Genomic DNA, 16,703 nt, shown 5'->3' with positions numbered 1-16,703 from the left:
TGAAGGGCGTGCGGGTGCGGCGGGCGGAGCGAGTCATCTCTCCTGTGGTCTAGGCCAAGAGGGTTCCGTCCCTCTATCCTCGTGCGTGCCGGCGGCACGCCATTCCCCACCCCTGGTTGCGCGCCGGCGAGCGCGATGCCCGGCCGGCTCTCCGTCGAGCGGCCGGGTAACCTCCCCCCCACTCACCGCCTCCAGGAGGCCACGGTGAAATTACGCACCAGAATCACGGCGATCGTCGGCGCTGCCTGTCTCGCCGCGTCCCTGGCCCTCGCCTCGGCGTCGGCCGCCCCGCAGCAGTCGGCGTCGGTCGTCCTCAACGAAGTCGCGCGGGCCACGAGCCCGTCCGCCGGCACCGCCGGGCCGGACGGCACGGTCTGGATCGCCGAACGCGCGGGAACCGTAAGGGTTCTGAATGACCAGGGGCTCGGTGAGCCGGTCCTGGACATCTCCGACGAGACCACCATCGACGGCGAACGTGGCCTGCTGGGCATCGCGTTCGACCCGGACTTCGCCCACCTCTACATCTCGTTCACGGACCTCGAAGGCACAAGCACCGTGGACGAGTTCGCCATGGCGGGCGGCGCGATCCGGCCGGACACCCGGCGCACCGTTCTGACACAGACCCAGCCGTACTCGAACCACAACGGCGGCGACATCATGTTCGGTCCCGACGGCTATCTCTACATCGGCCTCGGTGACGGTGGATCGGGCGGTGACCCGGACGGCAACGGCCAGAACCTCGGCACGCTGCTCGGCAAGCTCCTGCGGATCGATCCGGGAGGCGGCGACCCGTACGCCATCCCGGCGGACAACCCGTTCGTGGACGACCCGGCGGCGAGGGGCGAGATCTGGGCGTACGGACTGCGCAACCCGTGGCGGTTCTCGTTCGACGCGGGCACGGGCGACCTGCTGATCGGTGACGTCGGCCAGAGCGACTGGGAGGAGATCGACTGGGCTCCCGCGGACAGCAAGGGCGGCGAGAACTACGGCTGGTCCTCGATGGAAGGCAACCACCCCTTCCGCGGCGGTACCGAGCCCGCGAATCACGTGCCGCCGGTCCACGAGTACGACCGCAGCGGCCTCGGCTGCTCGGTCACCGGCGGCTACGTCTACCGCGGCGATGCCATCGCCGACCTCAAGGGACAGTACGTGTTCAGCGACTACTGCGACGGCACGATCCGCACCCTGCGGATCGAGAACGGCGAGGTCACCGGCGAGGGTGACCTGGGAGTCCAGGGCGGCGAGGTCATTTCGTTCGTGGAGGGCGGCGACGGCGAACTGTATGTTCTCGCCATCGGCGGCAGCATCTCGCGCATCGACCCGGCGTGAGCCGATGACGTCCCCCGCACACTGACAGCCGGGAGGCCCGCGGGGCCGGGACCGCGAACCGCGACCCCGGCCCCGCGGGTCGCGGTTCGCGGTCTGTGGTTCACCCGGACTTCCGGGTCGAGATCGACGCGCTGGCCGTGGCGCAGAGGGCAGACGCCAGGGCTTACGGCTGAGCCGCGGGCGCGCACGCGGTCCCGCCGGGCGACCGCCCGGCGGGACCGTTTCGCTCAGGCCGGCGGCTGGTTGTCGCTGGTGGTGACGCGGACGTGGTCGACGACGAGTTGCTGGGGGAAGGTGGTGTTGCCGTCGGGGTCGCCGGGCCAGTAGCCGCCGACGGCGAGGTTGAGGATGAGGAAGAAGGGCTTGTTGAAGGCCCAGGTGTTGCCGTTGGTGTCGGCGGGGGTGCGGTGCTGGTAGACGTTGCCGTCGACGGACCAGGTGACGGAGTCGGGTGCCCAGTCGATGGCGAAGGTGTGGAAGTCGTCGGCGAAGGCCTGGCCGTCCGGGAGGGTGTATCCGGCGCCGATGCCGGCGGAGCCGGAGTAGCCGGGTCCGTGCAGGGTGCCGTGGACGGTGCCGGGTTCGAAGCCGACGTTCTCCATGATGTCGATCTCGCCGGAGTTGGGCCAGCCGACCTGTCCGATGTCGTCACCGAGCATCCAGAAGGCGGGCCACATGCCCTGGCCGCGCGGGATCTTCATCCGGGCCTCGACATGACCGTAGGCCTGGGTGAACTTGCCCGAGGTGTTCAGCCGCGCCGAGGTGTACTCGCAGGTGCCGTACCAGCACTGGTAGTTGTTCGGGTTCTCCTTGCGCGCGGTGATGACGAGATGGCCCTGGCCGTCGAGCGCCGCGTTGCTGTTGCCCGCCGTGTAGTACTGCCGCTCGTGGTTGTCGACGTTGTCGCCGGTCTCGATCTGCCACTTGCCGCCGTCCACGGCGGAACCGGCGGCTCCGTCGAAGTCGTCGGTGAACGTCGCGGCGGCTGCGGACGCCTGGTTCGTGACGGATCCCTGTGCCGCCGGAAGGGGCACAGGAGCGGCGGAAGCGAGGCTGGAGGTGGCCGAGACGAGGGCGAGAACCGAGAGCGCGGAGACCAGGAGGCGCCTGGTCAGATGGGGGGAGCTCATGTGGATTTCCTTTCCGTACGGGACGGAGGAAATGTGACTCACCATGCATATGACAAGTGGGGGCATGGCGGCCACGTGGGGGAGTTGAGGCCTTAGTTCAGTACGTGATTTAAGAAGTGAACCAAGAGCGTGTCAAGGCTCCTCACAGACCACAGTTCTTGCACGCATCGATCCCACCGCCCCTGCGGTACGCGTGTCAGTTCCCGGATTCCGGCGAGAGCGGCCGGCCGCAGCGCAGGTTCCACCGCCCCGACCTGCCGCTGAGCTCCGTGACGGTCAGCGGGGCCACGTCCAGCCGCCAGAAGGCCTGCGGCGGGAGATCCAGCGCGTGGACGGTGGCGGCCCGGATCACGGCGGGCTCGGCCACGGCCAGTACCGGCCCGTCGTCGCCCCCGTGACTCCCGTCGCTCCCCCCGCTGCCGTCGCTCCCTCCGCTCCCTCCGCTCCCTCCGCTTCCGTGTCTCCCGTGTCCCCCGTGCGAGGAGTCGAGCCACGCGCCTACCCGGGCGCACAGCTCCAGCAGGGACTCGCCCCCGTGCGGAGCGGCCGACGGATCGGTCAGCCAGGCCGCCACCCCGTCCGGCTCGTCCGCGCCCACCTCGGTGAGCCGTGCTCCGGACCAGCGGCCCATCTCCCAGTCGCGCAGGGCGGGTTCGGGATCGGACCGGAGCCCGAGGGCGTCCGCGGTGGCGGCACAGCGCAGGGACGGACCCCGCAGGCACCGGTCCGCGGCGGGCACGGCGCCGGCGGCGGACCGGGCCTGCCGGAGACCGGACGCGTCCAGCGGCGCGTCGCCGGCGAACCGGGCCTCGCGCAGCGCGGCGTTCATCGCCGGTGAGATCAACATCACCCGTACCGTCATTACCGCCCTCAACTCCCTGAACAGTGGCCACTTGGCCAAGCACACCATGGCACCCGGGCTCCGCAGCACCTTCGATGCGCCATGGCGGGCCCCGCTTCCAGGCGGTATGGTCGCGACGACATGACGACGGTGTGACGGAAGCCCGGTGAGAATCCGGCACGGTCGCGCCACTGTGAACCCGTACCTGTGCGGGAAGTCAGACCCAGCACCTTCGTCTCAGGCACCACGATCGGGACGCGTGTTCCCACAGGAGGTTCTGCCATGGCACAGACTGCTGCCCCCACCACCGGCGCACCCGCCATCACCCCCATATCCCTGAAGGTCATTGCCCCTTGGGCGGTCTTCTTCGGCATCGTCATGCTGATCCTGCTGTACTTCGTCGGCGCCGAGCAGGGCGCCACCTCCGTCATCTCGGGCGCAGGCGTGCACGAGTGGGTCCACGACGGCCGCCACCTGCTCGGTTTCCCCTGCCACTGACCTACCGGGCTGATCCAGGGGAATCCCTCATGAACTCCATATCTGTCAGAGCTCTGCTGGTCCGCGGCATGCTGGCCGGCCTGATCGCGGGCGCGCTCGCGCTGATCGTCGCCTACTGCCTCGGTGAGTCCCGGGTGGACGCGGCCATCGCCCTCGAAGAGGCGCACAGCCACGATCACGGCGGCGGCGAGGAACTCGTCAGCCGCACCATGCAGTCCACCGCGGGCCTCGCCACCGGCGTGCTCGTCTTCGGCGTGGCCATCGGCGGCATCGCCGCACTCGTCTTCTGCTACGCGCTCGGCCGGATGGGCCGGTTCGGCCCGCGGGCCACGGCGGCGCTGATCGCGGGCGCCGCTCTGCTGACCGTGTACGTCGTGCCGTTCCTGAAGTACCCGGCCAATCCGCCGGCCGTCGGCAACCCCGACACCATCGGCAAACGCACCACGCTGTTCTTCCTGATGGTCGCCCTCAGCGTGCTGCTTGCCGTCGCCGCCGTCATCCTCGGCAGGCGGCTGGCTCCCCGACTGGGCGTCTGGAACGCGACGATCGCCGCGGCGGCCGGCTATGTGCTGGTGATCGGCCTCGCCTACGCCTTCCTGCCCTCGTTCAACGAGGTGGGAAGGGACTTCCCGGCCACCCTGCTGTGGCAGTTCAGACTGGCCACGCTCGCGGTTCAGTTCACGCTCTGGACCACTTTCGGGCTGGTCTTCGGCTACCTCACGGAGCGGCTGCTGGTGCCGAGGGCGCAGGCCGTGACGGCCGGAAGCGGAACGTCGGAACGGACCGCCACCGCCGCGCGCTGACCCGCACGGAGGCGCTACCGGACCGAGACACGGCGGAACCCGCGAGGATTCACCTCGCGGGTTCCGCCGTGTTCCGGTTCCGGTCCGGCTCACTCCGGGCCGGGCCCGTCCCAGTCGACCCGGTAGTGCTTCAGCGCGGAGTCCTGACGCACGAAACGCATGCCCGCGGCCGTCATGACCCGCTGGGACGCGATGTTGTCGAGGTCGGCGTCCCCGTGCACGCAGGTGACGCCCCGGTCCCGGGCGAACCGCAGCAGCGCCCGCAGCGCCTCGGAGGCGTACCCCATGCCCCGGACCGAGGGCACCAGCCCGTAGCCGATCGTGACGTGCCCGGCCTCGTCGGGCGCTCCGTGGAACCCCATCCCGCCGATCACCGGCCCGCCCTCCCGGAGCCGTATCTCGTACGAGCCGAACGGGCTCGGATCCCCGGTGCCGGCAAAGGTGCCGAGCAGCCGGGTGGCCGCAGCCTGCTCACCGGGGGAGGGATACCCGTCAGCCCAGCGGACCCCCTCCGGCGGCCGGCCCGCCGCCACGTGCTCGGCGTCGGACGCGCTCATGGCGCGGAGCAGGAGGCGTGGAGTACTGAGCGCGGTCATGACCCAGTGGACTATCACGCGGTCCGCGCGGCGCGCACCCGGATATCCTCGCCGGCCGGCCGCCGGCTTCGGAGCTGACGGTGGCCGGCCGGTGGCTACTCGCCCCCGGCCGGGGTGGATTCCGCCGGGGTGAAGTCCCCGGACAGTGCGGCCGCCACCCGAAGGTGCGTCGCCGCCTCCGCCGCGCGCCCCTGGCGCTCCAGGGCGCGTCCGAGCATCAGCCGGGCGTAGTGCTCGACGGGATCGAGTTCCAGCACCGCCCGCAGCTCCGTCTCGGCCCGGCCGAGCCGCGCGGAGTGGTAGTAGGACCTGGCCAGCAGCAGACGCGGCGCGACCTGCTCCGGTACCTCCTCGACCAGCCCGCCCAGAATCCGGGCCGCGACCAGGTACTCCTTCGACTCGAAGAAGAACTGCGCGCGCTCCCACCGCTCGGCGGCCGTTCCGAACTCGTAGTAGGTGTCGCTCATTCGTCCTCCTCGGTCGAGGCTCGCCGCCGGGCCGGTCCCGCACGCGTCAATCGCCACAACACTCCGAGATGGTTTAACATTCCACTAAATATTCGGCGTCGGTGCCATCGGACCGGGCCCGTACGGGAATAGGTTGAGCGCCATGAGCAATCTCGATCGCCAGGCCGTCCCCTCCGTCTGCGGAGGACGCGGCTTCGTCGTGGCCGAACCGGTACGTGAGCTCCTCACCCCGCGCCGCGTGAAGCTCGGGGAGTCCACCGAGGTCCGCAGACTGCTGCCCAATCTCGGCCGCCGCATGGTCGGGGCCTGGGCCTTCGTGGACCACTACGGCCCCGACGACATCACCGACGAGCCCGGGATGCAGGTACCGCCCCACCCCCACATGGGCCTGCAGACGGTCAGCTGGCTGCACGAGGGCGAGGTCCTGCACCGCGACAGCCTCGGCAGCCTGGCGACGATCCGCCCGCGCGAACTCGGCCTGATGACCTCCGGCCGGGCGATCAGCCACTCAGAGGAGAGCCCCAGGTCGCACGCCGCGCTGCTGCACGGCGCGCAGCTCTGGGTCGCGCTCCCGGACGCCCACCGCGATGCCGAGCCGCACTTCCAGCACCACACGGACCTGCCGACGGTCACCGCCCCGGGTCTCAGCGCCACGGTGATCCTCGGCGATCTCGACGGCGCGACCTCGCCCGGTACCGCGTACACCCCGATCGTCGGCGCGGACCTGGCCCTGAGCCGGGGCGCCGAGGCGCGTCTGCCGCTCGACCCCGACTTCGAGTACGCGGTGCTGTCGATGTCCGGCGAGGCCGAGGTCGACGGCGTGCCCGTCCTGCCGGGCTCGATGCTCTACCTGGGCTGCGGCCGCGACGAACTCCCGCTGCGCGCGGAGTCCGACGCCGGCCTGATGCTCGTGGGCGGCGAGCCCTTCGAGGAGGAGATCGTCATGTGGTGGAACTTCGTGGGGCGTTCGCACGAGGAGATCGAGCAGGCTCGCGCGGACTGGACGGGCGGTGATCGGTTCGGTGCCGTACGCGGCTACGACGGTGCGCCGCTCCCCGCTCCGGCGTTGCCTCCTGGGCCCTTGAAGCCCCGGGGGCGTGTGCGCTGAGCGGCGGGACGGGTCAGCTCACCGCGATGGCCTCGATCTCGATGAGCATGTCGGGGTCGGACAGGGCACTGACCTCGGCCAGGAGGCTGGCTGGACGGCAGTGGACTGCGGCGAGTTCGTCCATGAGAACCGTGTAGCGGGCCTTGCAGGCGGCCAGGTCGGTGGTGACGACGCGAATCTGTACGACGTCCGCCATCGTCATTCCTGCTTCGGTGACGGTCTCCCCGAGCCGTTGCAGGGCGAGCCTCATCTGCCCAGCCATGTCCCCCTTCCAGGCGATGGCGCCGTCGTCGTCGCGGGCTTCATGCCCGGAGACAAAGAGCCAGCTCCGGGGAGATTCGACCCGGACCGCACGGTTGTACATCAGCCTCTCGCCCACCATGCGTGGACCAATCTCGTGAATGTCCATCTCTCCCGCCTTTCCTGTCAGATTGCGGGCACACAGGCAATCATCAGGAATCTCTGCGTAACGCTCAGGCCTTGGCGGTTCCGCGCTTCTTGGCGGGCCGCTTGGCAGTGGGCCTGCGGGCAGGGGAGGCTGCCTTGGCGGCCTGCTCCTCGGTCCGCTTCCCGGCCGTCGAGAGGGAGCCGGTGGCATTCTCCAGATGAGCTCGGACGAACCACTGGAACTGTTCCAGGGAACGGAGGTGCTCGATGAGAAGGTCCTCTGTGACCGGATCGAGAGAGCCCGCCTCTGACGCTGCCGAGCGGTGGTCGGTGATGACCCCGGTGTAGACGAGGTCCAGGGCGCCCAGGTGTGCCAGGGCGTCGGCGCGGCCGAGGCTGTAGTCGTTCCAGTCACGTTCGGCGACGAGGACTCCGGGGGTGCCCTGCGGTTCACCGCCGAGCGCGGAGATGCGCTCCGCCGCGGCATCCGCCATGCCCCGCACCGCGGTGGTCTGAGGGTCGAGCATCTCGTGGACGGCGATGAAATGAGGCCCCACCACGTTCCAGTGGATGTGCTTCAGGGTGAGTGCGAGATCGTTGAGTGCGTGCAGACGCATGTGCAGCAGTGCGATAACTTGCTTTCCCTCCTTGGCGCTGAGGCCGGGAACGGTGTAGCGCGGATTACTGGGAACCGCCATGACACTCCTTCGTCGGTCGAATGACGTCATTTCCACTTCCCCCTCCCGTCTGATCCATAACCAAGTAGTTTGTGTCGCGCGCGGACCGCCGTTCAGTTGTGAAGGAGACACCCGGTCCCTGTGTCCTGCGAGATCAATACCGGCTTACGCATCACAATGGACGCAGAGGTATTCGGCCACCGCCTGAACCCCTGGTCCTCTCGTACGGCCGGTCGGCCCTATCCATAGCCGGAAATTCGTTATTCAGTGCATCCGAACGCCTCGCAGTACGGAATGAGAAGTGGGAGTGCGCCGAACCCGCCGACCGGAGGACATGGTGATGCTGCGAAGCCGGGCCAAGGCGCAGTCCTTTTCCCAAGGCCCCCCGCATTCGGAGACAGAGACGATGGACGGTGCCGCTCACGCCGGCCGGGGCCGCTACCCGGCGCACGACGGGGCCGGGCCACGGCACGGTGCCATTGGCCTGGTGGACCAGGACGTAGCCGGTGCCGTCCTGCGCACAGCACGGGCCGTCCTCCGCGAGAAGCTCGACCAGGCCGCCGCGATCGACGCCGTCTTCTCCCGTGACGTCGCCGACCGCCTCGCCGGCTTCACCCTCGGCGGGGGGAGCCGCATGCGCTCCCAGTTCATCTGGTGGGGCATGCGCGCGACCGCCGCGGGCTCACAGGCCGTGGACGTCGAGCCCGCGCTGCGCCTGGGAGTGGCGGTCGAACTCGTCCAGACGTGCGCGCTGGTCCAGGACGACGTGATGGACGGTTCGTCGTTGCGCCGGGGCCGCCCCGCCGTGCACGTCGACTTCGCGGAGAGCCCCGGCCTTTCATGCGGCCCGAAGCTGCGGGACTCATTCGGCAGATCCGCTGCCGTGCTCCTCGGTGACTTGGCTCTCGCCTGGGCGGACGACACCGTCGCGGAGACGACCATGCGCCCGGGGACCAGGCAGCGCGTGTCGGAGGTCTGGCGGGCGATGAGAACCGAGATGGTGGCCGGGCAGTACCTCGACCTGCACGGGCAGGTCACCGGCACACGGTCCGAGGGCCGTGCCCTGCGAACGGCGTACCTGAAGAGCGCTCTGTACTCCGTTGCCCGTCCACTGGCGCTGGGAGCTGCCCTGGCCGGCGCCACGGAGGACGCCACTCGCGCGTTGTCGGCGGCCGGCCGGTGCGCCGGCCTCGCTTTTCAGATCCGCGACGATCTGCTGGGCGTCTTCGGTGACCCCGGCAAGACCGGTAAGCCTTCGGGCGGCGACATCCGCGAGGGAAAGCCGACCTGCCTGATGGCCGTGGCCCGGTCGCGAGCCGGCACCAGCGGTGCGCGCGCCGTCCTCGACGACGCCCTGGGCCGGGCCGACCTCTCGGACGAAACCCTGACCGAGGTGCGCGACGTACTCGTGACCACCGGGGCCCGCGCCGAGATGGAGGACAGAGCCGGCCGGCTCATGAAGCACGCGGCGCGCCACCTGGCCGAGGCCTCCGTGGAGCCGTACGCCGGAAACCGCCTGCTCGGCCTGTTCGAAAGCGTCACCGGAGCCGGCCCGACTCCATCGGCGGAAGCGAGGACCCGGCCCGGCCCGGCCCCGGAGACGGGCTCCTCCTCGCCTTCCGGCGCGACCGGCCCGGCAGAAGGGGGCGCAGCCCGGTGCTGACCGTGAAGGGCCCCACCGACCACGTGGTGGTGGTCGGAGCCGGGCTGGCGGGACTCTCCGCCGCTCTCCATCTGCTCGGCGCCGGACGGCAGGTCACCGTGGTGGAGCGAGACTCCTCGCCCGGCGGAAGAGCCGGGCTGCTGGAGCGCGGCGGCTACCGCATGGACACCGGTCCGACCGTGCTGACCATGCCGGATCTGGTCGAGGAGGCCTTCGCGGCCGTCGGCCACACTCTGGCCGGCCGACTGGAGCTGATCCCTCTCCACCCCGCCTACCGGGCACGGTTCGCCGACGGGACGCAGCTGGACGTGCACACGGAACCGGCGGCCATGGAAGCCGCGGTCGGGCAGTTCGCGGGCGCCAGGGAAGCGGTCGGCTACCGCAGGCTGCGGACCTGGCTGACACGCCTCTACGCCGTACAGATGCGCCGGTTCATCGACACGAACTTCGACTCCCCGCTCCAGCTCCTCCACCCCGACCTGGCCCGGCTCGCCGCCCTCGGAGGCTTCGGACGGCTCGACGCGCGCGTCGGACACTTCATCAAGGACGAACGGCTGCGCCGGGTCTTCACCTTCCAGGCCCTGTACGCGGGTGTGCCGCCGGCCCGCGCACTGGCCGCCTACGCCGTCATCGCCTACATGGACACCGTCGCAGGGGTCTATTTCCCCCGGGGCGGCATGCACGCACTGCCGAAGGCGATGGCCCGCTCGGCGACCGAGGCGGGCGCCGCGTTCCACTACGGGCAGACCGTCACCCGTTTGGAGCGTTCCGGAGAACGGATCACCGCCGTCGTCACCGACCAGCAGCGCATCGCCTGCGATGCCGTCGTCCTGACGCCGGATCCGCCCGTCAGCTACCGATTGCTCGGCCACAGCCCCCGCCGCCCCCTCGCTCTGCGCCACTCTCCGTCCGCGGTGATCCTGCACGCGGGAACCGACCGGACCTGGCCCGGCCTCGCCCACCACACCATCTCGTTCGGTGCGGCCTGGAAGGAGACCTTCCGTGAACTCACCCACGGATCCCTGATGTCGGACCCCTCCCTGCTCATCACCCGGCCCACCGCGACGGACCCGGATCTGGCTCCGCCCGGCAAACACCTCCACTACATCCTGGCGCCGTGCCCGAACACGGACGTCGGACCAGGCACCGGGGAGTGGCGCCAACTGGCACCCCGCTACCGCGACACCCTGCTGACCACGCTCGAACAGCGTGGAATGGCCGGGCTGGGCTCCGCGATCGAGGAGGAGGGCCTGGTCACCCCCATCGACTGGACCGCCCAGGGACACCCGGCCGGCACACCCTTCTCCGCCGCCCACACCTTTCCCCAGACGGGGCCCTTCCGCCCGCGCAACCTCCCACGGGGCACCGAGAACGCCGTGCTCGCCGGCTGCGGCACCACGCCGGGCGTCGGCGTGCCCACCGTGCTCATCTCGGGAAAGCTGGCCGCAGAGAGGATCACCGGTCCTCGCTCCGGCCGACCTCGTCCACGTCCCCCCTCCCGAAGGGCAGGCCCGCATGACGCCTCGTGAACTCGACGCGGCAGGCATCCACGAGCCCGCCCTGCGCGCCGCGTACACGGCGTGCCGCCGGCTCAACGCGCGGCACGGCAAGACGTACTTCCTCGCGACCCGGCTGCTCCCGGTCGAAAAGCGCCCAGCGGTCCATGCCTTGTACGGCTTCGCCCGGTGGGCCGACGACATCGTGGACGACCTCGACAGCGCCGCCACCCCCGACGAACGCGCCCACGCGCTGCACCGTCTCCAGGAAGTCCTCGACGACGGCCTGCGCGGCGGCACCTGCACAGAGCCCGTCATCCGGTCGCTCGTCCACACGGCAGCCGTCCACGACATCGACCACCGTCACTTCGCCGACTTCATGACCTCGATGCGCAGCGACCTGACGGTGACCGGCTACGCCTCCTACCAGGAACTCGGCCGCTACATGTACGGGTCGGCCGCCGTGATCGGTCTTCAGATGCTGCCGGTGCTGGGTACCGAAGGTCCGCAGGACGAGGCGGCCCCGTACGCGGCCGCCCTGGGCGTCGCCTTCCAGCTCACCAACTTCCTCCGGGACGTGGGGGAGGATCTCGACCGAGGCCGGCTCTATCTGCCGGCCGATCTGCTGGCCGCGCACGGAGTGGACCGGGACTACCTCGAATGGAGCAGGGCCACCGGCCGGAGCGACGTTCGCATCACCAGGGTCATGCAAGCGGCGGCCGCTCACAACCGCGGTGTCTATCGCGACGCGCTCCCCGGTCTCGCCCTGCTCGCGCCCCGCTCACGCCCGTGCGTCCGTACCGCGTTCATCCTCTACAGCCGCATCCTCGACGCGATCGAGGACGACGGCTACGCCGTCCTGCACCGACGGGCAGTGGTGCCCCGACTGAACCGGGCGGCCGTGGCCCTCGACGGACTGGTACGGGCCCTGGCCACCAGGGCCGGAGCGGGTGCCGGCCACACCTCGCCGGCCCGCCCCGCGACGAGCGCCGCGCCGGCGCCCGAGACCCTGGCCCCACCGGTCCGCGAGGAGGTGGCATGACCCGCGGCCGCCGTACCGCACGGAACCGGATCCCCCTGCGGCTGCGCAGCGCGGCCGTCACGTGGGACCGGCAGCCCCCGACCTGGCGCGACGCCAGGCCCGGTGTCATCGCGGACGCGCTGAAGCGCGCGCTGGGCCGGCCTTCCGGCAACTGGTACGTCCTCGGGGCGTCCCGTGCCGTCACGGCCGAGCGGTCGATCGGACGGACCATCGGTGGCAGCGAAGTGGTCGCCTGGCGCGATGCCTCGGGCCGTCTGCGCGCGGGCCCCGGCGCGTGCCCGCACCTCGGGGCGCCGCTGCGCGACAGCCCCGTCCGGTGCGGCACCCTGGTCTGTCACTGGCACGGACTCGCCCTGAGCGGTGAGCCGTTCGCCGGCTGGGAGCCCTATCCGGCCTTCGACGACGGAGTTCTCGCCTGGGTGCGCCTCGACCACGTCGGCGGTGAGACCCCGCTGGAGCGGCCGGTCGTCCCGCCCCGGCCGGCGGCGGGGGCCACCGTCGACTCCGTGTACGAGGGTGTCGGCGTCTGCGAGCCGGAAGACGTGGTGGCCAATCGCCTCGACCCCTGGCACGGCGCCTGGTTCCACCCGTACTCATTCGTCGACCTGACAGTGACCGGTACGCCTTCCGGTGAGGGCGACGGGGACGAGGACGGGTTCGCCGTCGACGTGTCCTTCAAGATCGTGGGGCGCGTCGTGGTACCGGTGCGCGCCCGCTTCACCGCGCCGGAACCACGCACCGTCGTCATGCACATCACGGAAGGCGAGGGCCGGGGGTCCGCGGTCGAATCCCATGCCACGCCGCTGGGACCCGACCCCATGGGCAGGCCCCGGACCGCGGTGACGGAGGCGCTCCTGGCCGCCTCCGACCGTCGCGGTTTCGCCGTTGCCCGCGCGGCGGCCCCGCTGCTCCGCCCGCTCATGCGGGCCTCCGCCGGACGCCTGTGGCGGGACGACCTCGCGTACGCCGAACGGCGTTGGGAACTGCGCGGCAGCGGCCGCTTCCCGGGCTGACCTCGGCGCGCGCCCGGCCCGACGGCCTGCCGGGCGGTGCTGTGACCGCGCGCCGCCCGGCTTCGGCCGTCCTCCTCACCGGGTGCCGAGCGCGGACAGCCCGCGCAGCACCGCGGATCGGCCGGACCGAGGCACCGTCCACAGCGTCTGACCGCGCACCCCCCAGCGCTCCAACAGCGCGTTGGCCGCGAGGAATCCGCTTGTCGCGGAACGCTCCATCAGCGCCACCGGAAGCTCCGTCCGGACCAGGTCACCCGCCACCGTCACGGTCGGGTCGGGCGTGCGGACGCCAGGCCGGTGCGGGTAACCGCCGACCGGGAAGAGCGGGCAGTCCGCGCGCCATTCGTGCCGTACGTCCACCACCCGGGCGCTGCGCGTCTCCGGGTAGACCCGGTGGAGCTGTTCGATCGCCGCCGACTGCACCCCGGCACGGTCCGCGTCCGGTGAGACCGCGTAGGCGTGCAGTTCGACCACAGAGCCCCGGTGACGGCGCGCCCAGCGGGCGGCCTCGCCCTCCCACCGGTCCAGCACACTGACGTTGTCCAGCGGGGGGTAGCCGCTGGTACCGAGGAAGCCGGGGCGGTCCGGCGCCACCGGACGGTCCAGCCAGAGCCGCGAGACGAGGAACGGTGGTGCCGTCCGGAGACCGTCCACCTTCGCACGCCAGGAAGCGTCGCCCAGTCCGGGCGACGCTGCCACGGCCTTCCGCAGTCCGTCGGTGTCCAGGGCCAGGACCAGTGCGTCGTGGCGCCGCGTCCGGCCGTCGGCGGTGACATCGTGCCCACCGCCCGACAGGGGTGTGACGTTCTCCACCGCCGATCCCGTGCGCACCCGCGCGCCGTGCCCCTCCAGGTATCGCCGCAACGGTTCCCACAACGCCTGCGGGAACGGCTCGTCCGGCACGTCGAAGAGGAGTCCCTCGCTGGAGCCGAGAAAATAGATGTGGAACATCAACACCAGTTCCGCAGCCGACAGTTCTCGCGGGTCGGCGAAGAAGCTGCGGGAGAACACCTCGAAGGCCAGATGGTGGGCGGCCTCCGGGAACCGGATGCGCGTCAGGAAGTCGTGCGCGCTGACCTCGTCGAGCTGCTCGTACACGTCGGGCACGCGCACGTCCAACAGGGGCAGCGCGGCCCGCGGCCTCATCCGGACCAGGTCGCGCGGGCCGAAGGCCGGGCTGAGCGCGACGAAACCCAGGACGCTGAACGGGGGAGTGCGGGGCACCCGCGCGAAGCTGTCGTACAGGCCCGTGCTGTGCCGCAGCGGATAGTCGGGCAGCCCGGTCAGCGTACGCAGTCCCGGGTCGACCCGGCGCAACAAGCCGCGCAGGTTGTAGTACTGACGGAAGAAGGCGTGAAAGCCGCGGCTCATCGTGATCGTGGTCCCGTCGGCGATCTCGGTGGGCCGGCCCGCAAGCCGCCCGCCGAGACCCGGCTCACGCTCGTACAGCGTCACCCGCGCGCCTCGCTCGGCCAGCAGTGTCGCCGCGGAGATTCCCGCGATGCCGCCGCCGATCACGGCCACCGAGGGCGCGTCACCGGAGAAGCGGGCACGACCGCCGGGTCCGGGGAGCATGACGGCCCTCCGGTCGCGGCCGCGACGGTGGCCGTCCGTCACGGACCTTGCGGACCTCATGGCCGCTCCCGTACGGCGCTCGGTGCCTGGGCGACGATCGTGTGGGTGATGCCCGTCTGCCAACCGGGCAGCGGCAGGACCCGCACATGACCGAATCCGCAGCGGCGTACCCGGCCGGCGAAATCGGCGGCCGAGTCGAACTCCAGCACGCTGCGGTACAGGTGACGGTAGAGGTCCGTGTCTCCGGTGAGCCGCCCGGCCGGGACCACCACCGCGCCGCAGACCGCCGACCACACCGCCCGTTGCGTGCGGCCGGAGCCGAGCGTGTACTCGTGGACGGCCAGCCGCCCGGCCGGGACGAGCAGTTCACGGACCACGTCGAGCACCTGGTCCGGATCGCTCACATTGCGGAAGAGGTAGGCGGCGAACACCGCGTCGAAGCGGCCGTTCACCTGTGAGGGGTGCAGGGCCTCCGCCGGTGCGTGCACGAAGGTGACGTTCGCCGGCCAGCGCTTGGCCGAGGCACGTTCGAGCATGCCCGCCGACGCGTCCACCGCGACGATCTCCGCATCCGGTGCCGCCGTCAGGAGCGCGGCGGTCGACGTTCCCGTTCCGCAGCCGAGATCCAGCAGGCGCAGGCCCCGGCCTCCGCCCGCCAGCCCGAGTCTGCGCGCCGAGCGCCGCAGGTCGCGGCGGTAGCCGGGATTGACCGAGGTGAGCCGGTCGTAGGCGAGGGAGCCGTGGTCGAACGCGGCGGACAGGTCGCCGTCACGCAGCAGTGTCATGGGACGCTCGTTTCCTGATCAGGAGGCGTACGGGCAGGAGCGCCGGGAAGGGGCCACGGCCGCGCTACGGCAGGAGCCTGCCGCTTCGGTCTGAAAGGGAGTTCGACGACGGTGCGAAGCATCGGGGCGACCGGCGTGCGCAGTCCGACCAGGACGTCCTCGTATCCGCGCGACGTACCGTCCAGGAACCGCAGCAGCCGCTCTCCCGGGACCGTGCGGAAGAGGCCGGAGAAGAACTCGCCACCATCCACCCGGCCGCTGTCCAGCGCCCGCAGCATGACGGCGTCCATGGCGCGCGGCCAGGCTCCGTAAGGCGATGCCACCCGCAGCCGGCTTCCGCCGCGTACCCGCGCGGCGATGGCCCGGCTCTGGCGCTGGACAGCGGCGAACGTATAGCCGGTCGACGGGCGGGTGGCCCCGCCCGCCGTCCCGATGCGGAAGACCGACCGGCCGACCCGCACCGGGAAACGTCCGTCGGTCATCGGAATGACGCCCCGCTCCACAGCGGTCACCCGATGGGCCCCGAGACTCAGCACATCGTGGGTGTAGTGACGCAACGCCCGTTCATATCCCGGCGCGTCCAGCACCGCACGCGAGAACTGCGTGTACTCGACCAGGGCGCTGCGCGGTCCCATCGGGAGCACGTATCCGAACGACAGGCCCCGCGGCGGCTGCGGAGTGCGGAAGTCCATCAGATCCGCCGTGGCCGGATCGAACACCGGCTCGTCGGCCTCGACGAACCAGCCCATGAAGTGCTGCAACAGCGTGGTGCGCGCCGACGGCAGCCGGGCGGGCGGTCTCGAATCGAAGACGTACCTCCCGTGCAGCAGGATCCGCCCGCCCCGGGCGTCGCGTGCGACCACCCGGCCACCGCCCCCGGGCGCGTCCCCGACCGCGGTCACCGTCGCCTCCAACCGGCGAAAGCCCGCCGCCTGCGACAGCCACCGCTGGACCAACTGCTCGAAGGCGTCGGAGCGGAGCATCTTGTAGCGGAACGGATCGGGGCACGTCACGGTTTCCGCCCCGTCGGGGCCTGTCACGCGCAACCGCGCCCAGGACGCGGACAACACGTCGTCGTACGCGCCACCGGCGGCCTCCCAGAAGCACCACGTGCGAGGCGGTGGCCGCAACGGTCCTTCGGGCGCGTCGACGAGGACAACCGACACGGGGGCACCGTCCGTCGGCGCGCACAGCTGATGGGCCAGTGTCAGCCCGGCCGCCCCGGCGCCCACGATGACGACGTCCGGCTGAAGCACAGGGCGCCTCTCTCTCGAACGGGAGTCAGTACAGCAA

Annotated in this window: 17 protein-coding genes; 8 read left to right on the top strand and 9 right to left on the bottom strand. The window is 71.1% G+C overall.

Annotated elements, in window-relative coordinates; translation table 11 throughout:
* Window positions 1–204: 204 nt before the first annotated feature.
* Complete coding sequence (locus ACZ601_RS01860; protein WP_469532025.1) at window positions 205–1,329, top strand: PQQ-dependent sugar dehydrogenase; 1,125 nt, start codon at window positions 205–207, stop codon at window positions 1,327–1,329.
* Window positions 1,330–1,556: 227 nt separating this feature from the next.
* On the opposite strand, the gene ACZ601_RS01855 is transcribed toward ACZ601_RS01860, so the two are convergent.
* Together ACZ601_RS01855 and ACZ601_RS01850 are read right to left on the bottom strand one after the other, a co-directional pair.
* Window positions 1,557–2,459, bottom strand: coding sequence for a glycoside hydrolase family 16 protein (locus ACZ601_RS01855; protein ID WP_469532023.1), 903 nt, complete (start codon window positions 2,457–2,459; stop codon window positions 1,557–1,559).
* A gap of 196 nt (window positions 2,460–2,655) precedes the next feature.
* Entirely contained in the window at window positions 2,656–3,321 is a 666-nt protein-coding gene (locus ACZ601_RS01850; RefSeq protein WP_469532022.1) for a histidine phosphatase family protein, read from the bottom strand.
* 261 nt (window positions 3,322–3,582) lie between these two features.
* Between ACZ601_RS01850 and ACZ601_RS01845 the strand changes: the two genes are divergently transcribed.
* Window positions 3,583–3,798 carry a CbtB domain-containing protein gene (locus ACZ601_RS01845; RefSeq protein WP_469532020.1) on the top strand — a complete coding sequence of 72 codons (216 nt, stop codon included), beginning with the start codon at window positions 3,583–3,585 and terminating at the stop codon, window positions 3,796–3,798.
* A 29-nt stretch (window positions 3,799–3,827) separates the two neighbouring features.
* A complete protein-coding gene (locus tag ACZ601_RS01840; protein ID WP_469532017.1) occupies window positions 3,828–4,601 on the top strand; it encodes a CbtA family protein in 774 nt (257 codons plus the stop codon).
* A gap of 89 nt (window positions 4,602–4,690) precedes the next feature.
* Here the strand turns inward: ACZ601_RS01840 and ACZ601_RS01835 are convergent, their stop codons facing one another.
* Both ACZ601_RS01835 and ACZ601_RS01830 read right to left on the bottom strand, forming a co-directional pair.
* A complete protein-coding gene (locus tag ACZ601_RS01835) occupies window positions 4,691–5,197 on the bottom strand; it encodes a GNAT family N-acetyltransferase (RefSeq protein WP_469532015.1) in 507 nt (168 codons plus the stop codon).
* Window positions 5,198–5,292: 95 nt separating this feature from the next.
* Window positions 5,293–5,664 carry a tetratricopeptide repeat protein gene (locus ACZ601_RS01830; RefSeq protein ID WP_469532012.1) on the bottom strand — a complete coding sequence of 124 codons (372 nt, stop codon included), beginning with the start codon at window positions 5,662–5,664 and terminating at the stop codon, window positions 5,293–5,295.
* A gap of 142 nt (window positions 5,665–5,806) precedes the next feature.
* Between ACZ601_RS01830 and ACZ601_RS01825 the strand changes: the two genes are divergently transcribed.
* The gene (locus ACZ601_RS01825; RefSeq protein ID WP_469532010.1) at window positions 5,807–6,772 is read left to right on the top strand and encodes a pirin family protein; all 966 of its coding nucleotides are present in this window, start codon (window positions 5,807–5,809) and stop codon (window positions 6,770–6,772) included.
* A 13-nt stretch (window positions 6,773–6,785) separates the two neighbouring features.
* On the opposite strand, the gene ACZ601_RS01820 is transcribed toward ACZ601_RS01825, so the two are convergent.
* Window positions 6,786–7,181: a Rid family hydrolase gene (locus ACZ601_RS01820; RefSeq protein ID WP_469532008.1), complete on the bottom strand. Its 396-nt coding sequence runs from the start codon at window positions 7,179–7,181 to the stop codon at window positions 6,786–6,788.
* A gap of 64 nt (window positions 7,182–7,245) precedes the next feature.
* A complete protein-coding gene (locus ACZ601_RS01815; protein ID WP_469532006.1) occupies window positions 7,246–7,857 on the bottom strand; it encodes a Dps family protein in 612 nt (203 codons plus the stop codon).
* A gap of 385 nt (window positions 7,858–8,242) precedes the next feature.
* Here ACZ601_RS01815 and ACZ601_RS01810 point away from each other — a divergent pair, with 385 nt between their 5' ends.
* From ACZ601_RS01810 to ACZ601_RS01795, 4 genes are read left to right on the top strand one after another with little or no spacing between them, the layout of a single operon-like run.
* Window positions 8,243–9,499: a polyprenyl synthetase family protein gene (locus tag ACZ601_RS01810; protein WP_469532004.1), complete on the top strand. Its 1,257-nt coding sequence runs from the start codon at window positions 8,243–8,245 to the stop codon at window positions 9,497–9,499.
* Window positions 9,493–11,028 (top strand): phytoene desaturase, encoded by a 1,536-nt coding sequence (locus tag ACZ601_RS01805; protein WP_469532002.1) that lies wholly within the window; start codon window positions 9,493–9,495, stop codon window positions 11,026–11,028. Before ACZ601_RS01810 ends, ACZ601_RS01805 begins: the two co-directional genes overlap by 7 nt.
* The gene (locus tag ACZ601_RS01800; protein WP_469532000.1) at window positions 11,015–12,037 is read left to right on the top strand and encodes a phytoene/squalene synthase family protein; all 1,023 of its coding nucleotides are present in this window, start codon (window positions 11,015–11,017) and stop codon (window positions 12,035–12,037) included. Before ACZ601_RS01805 ends, ACZ601_RS01800 begins: the two co-directional genes overlap by 14 nt.
* Window positions 12,034–13,050, top strand: coding sequence for a DUF5914 domain-containing protein (locus tag ACZ601_RS01795; RefSeq protein ID WP_469531998.1), 1,017 nt, complete (start codon window positions 12,034–12,036; stop codon window positions 13,048–13,050). The genes ACZ601_RS01800 and ACZ601_RS01795 overlap by 4 nt, the downstream gene beginning before the upstream one ends.
* Before the next feature lie 75 nt (window positions 13,051–13,125).
* On the opposite strand, the gene ACZ601_RS01790 is transcribed toward ACZ601_RS01795, so the two are convergent.
* From ACZ601_RS01790 to ACZ601_RS01780, 3 genes are read right to left on the bottom strand one after another with little or no spacing between them, the layout of a single operon-like run.
* Window positions 13,126–14,685, bottom strand: coding sequence for an FAD-dependent oxidoreductase (locus tag ACZ601_RS01790; protein ID WP_469531996.1), 1,560 nt, complete (start codon window positions 14,683–14,685; stop codon window positions 13,126–13,128).
* A complete protein-coding gene (locus ACZ601_RS01785; RefSeq protein ID WP_469531994.1) occupies window positions 14,682–15,410 on the bottom strand; it encodes a class I SAM-dependent methyltransferase in 729 nt (242 codons plus the stop codon). Before ACZ601_RS01785 ends, ACZ601_RS01790 begins: the two co-directional genes overlap by 4 nt.
* Window positions 15,407–16,666: a lycopene cyclase family protein gene (locus ACZ601_RS01780; protein WP_469531992.1), complete on the bottom strand. Its 1,260-nt coding sequence runs from the start codon at window positions 16,664–16,666 to the stop codon at window positions 15,407–15,409. The genes ACZ601_RS01785 and ACZ601_RS01780 overlap by 4 nt, the downstream gene beginning before the upstream one ends.
* Window positions 16,667–16,703 lie beyond the last annotated feature (37 nt).

The organism is Streptomyces sp. NPDC104307 (assembly GCF_055584045.1).
Note: the sequence above shows the minus strand (reverse complement) of the source record. Positions and strands in the feature narration are given on the sequence as shown.

Coding starts and splice junctions, on each gene's coding strand:
- ACZ601_RS01855 (WP_469532023.1), bottom strand. CDS start 2,459: ATGAGCTCCCCCCATCTGACCAGGCGCCTCCTGGTCTCCGCGCTCTCG.
- ACZ601_RS01850 (WP_469532022.1), bottom strand. CDS start 3,321: ATGACGGTACGGGTGATGTTGATCTCACCGGCGATGAACGCCGCGCTG.
- ACZ601_RS01845 (WP_469532020.1), top strand. CDS start 3,583: ATGGCACAGACTGCTGCCCCCACCACCGGCGCACCCGCCATCACCCCC.
- ACZ601_RS01840 (WP_469532017.1), top strand. CDS start 3,828: ATGAACTCCATATCTGTCAGAGCTCTGCTGGTCCGCGGCATGCTGGCC.
- ACZ601_RS01835 (WP_469532015.1), bottom strand. CDS start 5,197: ATGACCGCGCTCAGTACTCCACGCCTCCTGCTCCGCGCCATGAGCGCG.
- ACZ601_RS01830 (WP_469532012.1), bottom strand. CDS start 5,664: ATGAGCGACACCTACTACGAGTTCGGAACGGCCGCCGAGCGGTGGGAG.
- ACZ601_RS01825 (WP_469532010.1), top strand. CDS start 5,807: ATGAGCAATCTCGATCGCCAGGCCGTCCCCTCCGTCTGCGGAGGACGC.
- ACZ601_RS01820 (WP_469532008.1), bottom strand. CDS start 7,181: ATGGACATTCACGAGATTGGTCCACGCATGGTGGGCGAGAGGCTGATG.
- ACZ601_RS01815 (WP_469532006.1), bottom strand. CDS start 7,857: ATGGCGGTTCCCAGTAATCCGCGCTACACCGTTCCCGGCCTCAGCGCC.
- ACZ601_RS01810 (WP_469532004.1), top strand. CDS start 8,243: ATGGACGGTGCCGCTCACGCCGGCCGGGGCCGCTACCCGGCGCACGAC.
- ACZ601_RS01800 (WP_469532000.1), top strand. CDS start 11,015: ATGACGCCTCGTGAACTCGACGCGGCAGGCATCCACGAGCCCGCCCTG.
- ACZ601_RS01795 (WP_469531998.1), top strand. CDS start 12,034: ATGACCCGCGGCCGCCGTACCGCACGGAACCGGATCCCCCTGCGGCTG.
- ACZ601_RS01790 (WP_469531996.1), bottom strand. CDS start 14,685: ATGAGGTCCGCAAGGTCCGTGACGGACGGCCACCGTCGCGGCCGCGAC.
- ACZ601_RS01785 (WP_469531994.1), bottom strand. CDS start 15,410: ATGACACTGCTGCGTGACGGCGACCTGTCCGCCGCGTTCGACCACGGC.